Here is a 7,311-nt window from a genome sequence, read left to right as displayed (position 1 = left end):
GGCGCCGGCCAGGTCACGGCTGGCAGCGCCTTCGATGATGCACAAACAAGACGGTCTCACTCTTCCAAAGAACCTGCGGCTGCCCTTGACGCTGGCTGCCTCCACGCTGGCCCTCGTGGCCTGCGGCGGCGGGGGCGGCAGTGCGGGCGACGGGGACGGCGGCGTCAATCCGCCACCGCCGGTGCTGGTGGACCCGGACGTCGCGATGCGCGGCTTCTGGGCCGGCCCCCTGACCACCGCGCCGGACGGCGCGACGGCCGCGTCGGCGGTGGTGATGCCCGACGGCACGGGTTGGGTCGTGTTCGAGAACAACACCGCGGCCACGGCGGTCGCCAAGGTCTCGCTGACGGGCGAGGCCGTGAACGCGACCGATGCCACCGTCACCGGCAGCGGTTTCTACTTCCGCCTCGGCGACGGTGTGCGCAGCGCCATCAGCGCGACCGGGACGGCCAGCACCGCCGGCACCTTCAGCGGCACGGCCATCGTCGGCAGCGCTGCGGCCACCGCGTTCGAGTGGGCCTCGGTCCCGGGCTTCACGGTGCAGTCGCTCTCGATCGATGTCGTGGGGACGTGGAATGGCGCGCTCGGCAACGCGCAAGTGAGCTGGGCGATCTTCTCTGACGGCACGCTCGCCGGCAACGGCAGCAATGCTTGTAGCTACGCCGGCACGCTGCGCCCCGCAACCGGCACTGCGGTGTACGACGTGAGCGTGACCGAGACCTGCCCCACGAGCCAGCGCGTCCTGAGCGGCATCGCGACGCTGCCGGCGCCGAAGAATGTGCTGCGCGTGGTGTTCACGTCGAACGCGAACGCGCAGGGCGGCCTGCTCGTCCTGGCCAAGCAGTCGGCCTAGGAGCGCGGGCGAGGGGAAAGGGGAAAGTGGCGCGGCTGGCGGGGATCGAACCCACGACCCTCGGCTTCGGAGGCCGATACTCTATCCACTGAGCTACAGCCGCTGGACCGCGTATTGTAGCGAAGGCTACATGGTCGCGTCGTGCTGGGCGCCGCCGCGCAGGTCCGCCAGCTCCGGCGTGACCTCGGCGAAGCGCAGCACGCGGCCGCCGTGCTCGGTGGCGAAGGCGCGCGCGCCCGCCTCTTCGGCGAAGCTCGCGAAGGTCGGACCCATGGACCCGCGCTTCTTGCTGCCCACTACGTAGAAGCCGCTGCGGGCGTCGAACCAGTGGCCGCGCGGCTGGTTCCAGTCGGCCTTGGCCATGTCCTGCGTGTAGACGGCGCGCACGGCGCGGGCCTGCTCGGGGCGCAGCAGTTGCGAGAACATTTCCACCACGTCGCAGCAGAACACGGGGGCCGCGGCGTCGGCGTAGTGGATCTGCGCCTTCGGGCCGGGGTAGTCGGCCAGCAGCATGCCGTCGAGGTCGCAGGTGGTGCCGGCCTCGATCTCCACCGGGGCCAGCGTTGCGGCCTGTTCCTCGCGGCTGCAGGCGACGAGCGAGGCGAGCGGGGCCGCGCAGGCGGCCAGCAGCAGGAAGCGGCGCTTCATGGGCGGAATCTCCAGGTGGCGATGCCCAGCGGCGCGGCGATCCAGCCGAACATCACCAGCGCCATCAGCCAGGGCTTGGCCAGGGCGGCAGGCACGATGCTGGTGAGCCCGTAGAGGGTGCGCACGTCGTCGAGCGAGAAGATGTTGAGGACGCGGAACACGTCCGCGGGATTGAGCAGCAGCAGGTAGGGGAAGGCCGCCGCGCCGCTTTCGCCGCCGCTGGCGACCAGCAGGCCCAGCAGCAGCAGGTCGAACACCAGCACGAAGAAGAACCACAGCGCGATCGCGAGGCCGGAGGCGCGGGTGCGGTCGCGCGCCAGCACCGACAGCATCACGGCCAGGCTCAGGAAGGCCAGGCCCAGCAGGACCGAGCTGCCCATGAAGCCGGCGTAGGCCTCGAGCCCGGCGCGGGTCGCATTGCGCGCCAGCACCACGGCCACGAGGCCGAAGCCCACCACGGTGGAGAGCGTGAGCGCTGCAGCGAGCCCGAGGTACTTCCCGAGCAGCACTTCCAGCCGCGTGACCGGCAGCGCCAGCAGCAGGTCCAGCGAACCGCGCTCGCGCTCGCCGACGATGGCGTCGAAGCCGAGCAGCAGCGCGATCAGCGGCAGCAGGTAGATCACCAGGCTCACCAGGCTGGTGATGGTGAACTCGATCGAGCGCAGGCCCACGGCGCCCTGCTGTGCGCCGCCGAAGAAGGCGATCACCAGCGCGAACACGGTGAACACCAGGGCCACGGCCAGCACCCAGCGGTTGCGCAGGCGGTCGCGCAATTCCTTCTGGGCGATGCAGGCGACCTGTCGGAGATCCATCTTCCTTCCCCCTCAGGCGGCACAGCCGAAGAACACATCCTCGAGCGAGGGCTCGTGGATGCGCAGGTCGATCACGGCGCTGCCCAGCGCGGCGAGCGCGCCCAGCACCGGCATCTTGGCTTCGCGCGGCAGGCGCGCCCGCAGCCGCCCTTCCTGCCACACGTGCTCGTCCACCGGCAGGTCGGCCAGCGCGCGGTGCACGTCGGCCACTGCATGCGGCGCGGCATGCAGGTCCAGCCGCAGCGGCAGCGGCGTGCGCTCGCGCAGTTCCTGTACGCTGCCCAGGGCGCGCACGCGCCCGCTCGCCATGATCGCGAGCCGGTCGACGTTCTCCTGCAGCTCCGCGAGGATGTGCGAAGTCAGGATGATGGTGACGCCGTCGGCGCGCAGATCTTCCAGCGTGGCGTGGAAATCGCGGATCGCCTCCGGGTCGAGACCGGTGGTGGGTTCGTCGAGGAACAGCACGCGCGGATGCCCCAGCAGCGCCTGCGCGAAGCCCAGGCGCTGGCGCATGCCCTTGCTGTATTCGCGCACGGGGCGGCCGGCGGCGTGCGCCAGCCCCACGCGCTCCAGCACCGCCTCGCATTCCTGCGGCGGCGCGTCCTTCAGGCGGGCGAAGAAGCGCAGCGTCTCCAGCCCGCTCAGGTTGTCGTACAGCACCACATTCTCCGGCAGGTAGCCGATGCCGCGCCGCGCGGCGCGGAAGCCTGCGCCCGTCGTGGCCGCGCCGCGCACCAGGATCTGGCCGGCCGTGGGGCGCAGCAGCCCCAGCATCATCTTGAACAGGGTGCTCTTGCCGGCGCCGTTGTGCCCGATCAGGCCGAACACTTCGCCGGCGTGCACGTCCAGGTCCACGCCGTCGACGGCGCGCACGGCGCCGAACTGCTTCGCGACGCCGCGCACGCGCACGGCCGTCATCTCAGGGTTCGAGGGGGTTCGCATTCCAGTGGCTCCAGTCGGGGTGGACGGGTTTCATGCGCGGCTTCGGGTCGATGACGCCGGGCACGCGCAGCAGCGGGAACTGCTGCGCCACCAGGCGCAGCGCCTGCACGGCGGGGCTGGCCAGCAGCAGGCGCGCGGCGGGGTGCCGCCACACCAGCCGGTCGACGAGGTCGTTGGCCTCGTAGCGCACGTCGCCGCGGCCGTCGCCGTCGCGGTCCCACCCCAGGTAGTTGCTCCAGTGGTTGCCGCTCTTCGCACCCCAGGTCTCGTCGCGCGAGCCGACATAGCGCACCTGCTCGCGGTTGGCTATGAAGTCGTTGCCTTCGACCTCGTTGCGGGTGGAGCCGGCCGAGAGGTGGACGCCGACGCGGTTGTTCACCACCAGGTTGCCGGCCAGCCGCGCATATTCGACGTCGTAGATGAAGAAGCCGCGGCCGTTGTTGGCTACCACGTTGTTCTCGATCACCGAGTCCTGCAGTGTGCGCAGCATGATGCCGTGGTCGGTGTTGCCCCAGGCGCGGTTGTTGCGCACCACCTGGTCGCGCACTTCCATCAGCGCCAGGCCGCCGCGGTTGTAGTAGGTGTCGTTGTCCTCCCACACGTTGTGGTAGGAGTTCATGTAGTGGGTGCCGTAGCGGCTGTGATGCAGCTTGTTGCCGCGGAACACCGCGTTGTGCGAGACGTCCACGTAGAGCGCGTCGCGCACGAAGCCGATGTTGTTGCCGAGGATGCGCGCGCCCTTGGTGTCATAGAGCTGCACGCCGTTGCCGCGCTGCGAGGAGGCGTAGTCGCGCTTGCCGACGATCACGTTGCGCTCCACCACCACGTCGTCGGCCTTCTCGATCCAGAGGCCGAACAGGTTGTAGACCAGGTCGCAGGCGCGCACCACGGCGCGGTGCGAGCCCGGGGCGACGTAGATGCCGGCGTTCTGCGCCAGCAGGCTGTCGCCCGAATCGCGGACGATCAGGCCTTCGATCGTCACGTCGGGCGAGGTGATGCGGATCGTGTCGCCCGTCATCCCGCCGCTCAGCGTCGGCCGCTGCAGGCCGCGCAGCGTGAGCGGCTTCGCGATGCGCAGGTTGCCGGTATAGAAGCCGCGCCGGATCTCGATCACGTCGCCGGGCGCGGCGCGGTCGATCGCGGGCTGGATCGCCTCGCCGGGCTGCACCGTCCACGTGGCCGCGCGCAGCGCGGGCGCGAAGGCCAGGCACAGGAGCAGCAGGACGAGGCGCAGCAGCATCGCCGTCCTCAACCGACCAGGCGGCCGAGCGTGCGCAGCGCCAGGTACAGCGACGCGCCGATCAGCAGGTTCTTGAAGCCGACGTAGCAGATCATGTCCATCACGCTGGCGCGCCGGTAGCGCCGGCCCCACCAGGGACCGTCCTTCACGTAGGGCTTGTTGGTCAGGCGCACCAGCACCTCCAGCACGCTCCAGCCGAACCACCAGCCGATGATGGCGCCGGCGCGCAGCTGTCCCATCGCAGCCAGCACCCAGGCGACGCTGACGAACGCCGCCAGTGCGGCGCTGCCGGCGCGCAGGCCGATGTGCGGCAGCTTGCGTGCCGGCAGGTTCCAGGGCCACAGGTGGTCCCACACCTCGGCGCACAGCCAGCCGCACACGCCCGGCTGGCGCTCCAGGTACGCGGGACGCACGGACTCGGTCATCATGCGCGGATCGACCATGTCAGCCTCGCTTCTCCGGCGCATCGGCCGGCACGGGATGGATCGGGATGAAGTAGCCGTCGCGGCCGATCGGGGTGAGCACCAGGCCGGCGCTCTCGCGGCGCTTGCGCTCCTTGGCCAGCGGCGGGCAGGCGTGCGTGTCCGTGTAGAGGATCATGCAGTCCAGGCAGTGCAGGCACTCGCGGTGGTCGATGCGCCCGTTCTCGTCGATCGCCTGCGCACCGCAGCCCTTGGCGCAGGCCTTGCAACTGGCGCATTCGTCCTTGCGGCGCAGGCCGAACCAGCGGAAGGTGGACGGCATGGCGAGCGAGGCGCCCAGCGGGCACAGGTACTTGCAGAAGGGCCGCTCGGTGAACATCGACAGGCCCAGCAGCGCCGCCGCGAACAGCGTGTACGGCCAGGAACGCTGGAACCAGCCGACCAGGAACGTGGTCTTGAACGGCTCGACCTCGGCCAGCATTTCCGCCGTCGTCATCGAGAACATCGAGACGGCGAGCAGCCCGCCGAAGACGGCGTACTTCACCCACTTGAGCCGGTCGTGCCAGCGGCGCGGCAGGACGAACTGGAAGCGCTTCAAACCGACCCACTGGCCCACCTTGTACAGCAGGTTCGACAGCGAGCCGAACGGGCACAGCCAGCCGCAGAAGAGGCCGCGGCCCCACACGAACACCGTGACGATGATGAAGATCCAGAACAGGAACACGAAGGGATCGCTCAGGAACAGCTCCCACGTCCAGTTGAACAGCAGGGAGTGGAACCAGGTGAGCACCTGCGTGATCGAGGGCTGCGCCTTGAGGCCGAAACCGATGAAGCCGACGCTGGCGATCCAGGCGGCGTACTTGAAGCCGTTGACCGGCCACTTGTTGTTGCGGGTCGCGCGGCGGGTCAGCGCATCGCGGCTCGCCCACAGCGCGGCCACTGCCAGCAGCAGGCCCGCGAACAGCGCGATCTGCGGTGCCCGCGCCTTCCAGATCCGGATCCAGGTGGCCTGCGGCTCCTCGCGCTCGGGCCGGCCGCCCTGCAGCGTGGCTTCGGGCAGCCAGTATTCGCTCTCGAAGCTGGCGAAGGTCTTGGCGCCGGTGGCGCGGTCGATGCGGTTGCCCAGGAGCACCAGCTTCCACGGATAGGCCGCCGAGAAGGCCGGCGAGCGCACGATGAAGATGCCCGATTCGGTGGGACTCGGCGCACCGGCCGCTTCCAGGCCGTACAGGTTGACGTAGTCGAGGTCGCGGAAGGTGAAGGTGTCGCGGCCCTGGCGCAGCTGGATGCGGTCGTAGATGCCGCCCCGCACGTAGCCCGAGCCCTTGAAGGATTCCCGGCCGGCGCTGCGGATCACGAACACCGCCTGCTCGCCGGGCTTGAGCTGCGCCATCAGGCGCGACCAGCCCGCATCGCCCAGCAGCGAGCGGCCGATGTCCGGCTGGCTCAGGTAGCCGAACCACAGCTCGATGAAGGGTTCGCCGTCGCGCGGCAGCCCCACCTGTTCGGGCTCCACCCGCAGGCGCTGCACGCTGCCTTCGGCGACCAGCTGCTTCCAGCTGGCGCGGCCACCCCGGTCGATGAACTTCGCGGCCGGCCGCTGCGTGGCCGCGAGGATGCCGGTCTGGCGCGCGACCGCGGAGCCCGAGGTGGTGATGACCTGGTTCTGCGCGATCACGGTGACCGTCGCACCGGAGATCGCGTCCAGCCCCACGACGCCCTCGTCCGGCGCGGACTTGCCGATCTCCAGCTTGTCGCCGACGAACTTGCCGAGGTACTGGTCGTTGAATTTCGTGAGCGCGCTCTCGGGGATGCCGAGCAGCAGGATCGGCTCGGAGTGCTTCAGCACCTTCACGCCGACGAAGCGGCCCTGGGTGTCCATGCCGATCAGCGTGACCACCGGCTTGCCCGAGTAGGCCGGCGTGTCGGTGATGTCGGTGGACAGCATCACGTAGCCCAGCAGCTGGTGCTGGGCGTCATAGGCTTCCACGTAGGGAGGCTGGCCCTTGCGCTCGGAGAAGGCCTTGGCGCCGGGGAACACTTCCGCGCACGGCGCGTAGTCGCACAGGCGCGGGGAGGTGTGGATCTCTTCGGGGAGATGCGCTTCGTAGGCGCCGGCGAACAGTGCCGGAGCGGCCAGCAGCGCGCACGCGCCCAGCCAGAGGCGCAACACGAGGGACAGCAGGTTCATGGACAGCGGGGCCCGCGCGCGCCCCGGGGGGACGGGCGCGCGCGGGCAAGGGCGAGGGTCAGGCTTCCACGATCATGCGGCTGCGCATTTCGAGGTGCAGCGCGTGGCAGAAGGTGGTGCAGTAGGCCCAGAAGACGCCGGGCTTGTCGGCCACGAAGGTGACCGACTGGGTCTCCTGCGGGTTGATCACGAAGTTCACGTTG

The 7,311-nt window shown here is 69.9% G+C and carries 5 protein-coding genes, 1 tRNA gene and 1 pseudogene; 1 reads left to right on the top strand and 6 read right to left on the bottom strand.

From position 1 onward, the window contains the following. The coding region (locus tag VFM98_RS18360; protein WP_325111341.1) for a hypothetical protein at window positions 1–853 on the top strand (853 nt) is incomplete at its 5' end. Between the two features lie 27 nt (window positions 854–880). Here the strand turns inward: VFM98_RS18360 and VFM98_RS18355 are convergent. The 6 genes and pseudogenes from VFM98_RS18355 to VFM98_RS18330 form a co-directional block, all read right to left on the bottom strand. Beyond that, window positions 881–956: transfer RNA gene (locus VFM98_RS18355), tRNA-Arg, on the bottom strand. Window positions 957–979: 23 nt separating this feature from the next. After that, entirely contained in the window at window positions 980–1,501 is a 522-nt protein-coding gene (locus VFM98_RS18350; protein ID WP_414709044.1) for a nitrous oxide reductase accessory protein NosL, read from the bottom strand. Continuing rightward, window positions 1,498–2,313 carry an ABC transporter permease gene (locus tag VFM98_RS18345; RefSeq protein ID WP_325111340.1) on the bottom strand — a complete coding sequence of 272 codons (816 nt, stop codon included), beginning with the start codon at window positions 2,311–2,313 and terminating at the stop codon, window positions 1,498–1,500. Before VFM98_RS18345 ends, VFM98_RS18350 begins: the two co-directional genes overlap by 4 nt. A 12-nt stretch (window positions 2,314–2,325) precedes the next feature. Beyond that, window positions 2,326–3,231 carry an ABC transporter ATP-binding protein gene (locus VFM98_RS18340; protein ID WP_325111339.1) on the bottom strand — a complete coding sequence of 302 codons (906 nt, stop codon included), beginning with the start codon at window positions 3,229–3,231 and terminating at the stop codon, window positions 2,326–2,328. A gap of 1 nt (window position 3,232) precedes the next feature. After that, window positions 3,233–4,495, bottom strand: a complete 1,263-nt coding sequence (locus VFM98_RS18335; protein ID WP_325111338.1) for a nitrous oxide reductase family maturation protein NosD — start codon at window positions 4,493–4,495, stop codon at window positions 3,233–3,235. 8 nt (window positions 4,496–4,503) lie between these two features. Further along, window positions 4,504–7,108 (bottom strand): annotated as a pseudogene (locus VFM98_RS18330) (4Fe-4S binding protein). Window positions 7,109–7,311: the final 203 nt, after the last annotated feature.

The sequence above is a fragment of the Ramlibacter sp. genome, assembly GCF_035706265.1.
GTDB lineage: Bacteria > Pseudomonadota > Gammaproteobacteria > Burkholderiales > Burkholderiaceae_C > Ramlibacter.
The sequence above is the reverse complement of the archived record's forward strand: the minus strand, read 5'-3'. Positions and strand labels throughout refer to the sequence as shown.

Coding starts and splice junctions, on each gene's coding strand:
- VFM98_RS18350 (WP_414709044.1), bottom strand. CDS start 1,501: ATGAAGCGCCGCTTCCTGCTGCTGGCCGCCTGCGCGGCCCCGCTCGCC.
- VFM98_RS18345 (WP_325111340.1), bottom strand. CDS start 2,313: ATGGATCTCCGACAGGTCGCCTGCATCGCCCAGAAGGAATTGCGCGAC.
- VFM98_RS18340 (WP_325111339.1), bottom strand. CDS start 3,231: ATGACGGCCGTGCGCGTGCGCGGCGTCGCGAAGCAGTTCGGCGCCGTG.
- VFM98_RS18335 (WP_325111338.1), bottom strand. CDS start 4,495: ATGCTGCTGCGCCTCGTCCTGCTGCTCCTGTGCCTGGCCTTCGCGCCC.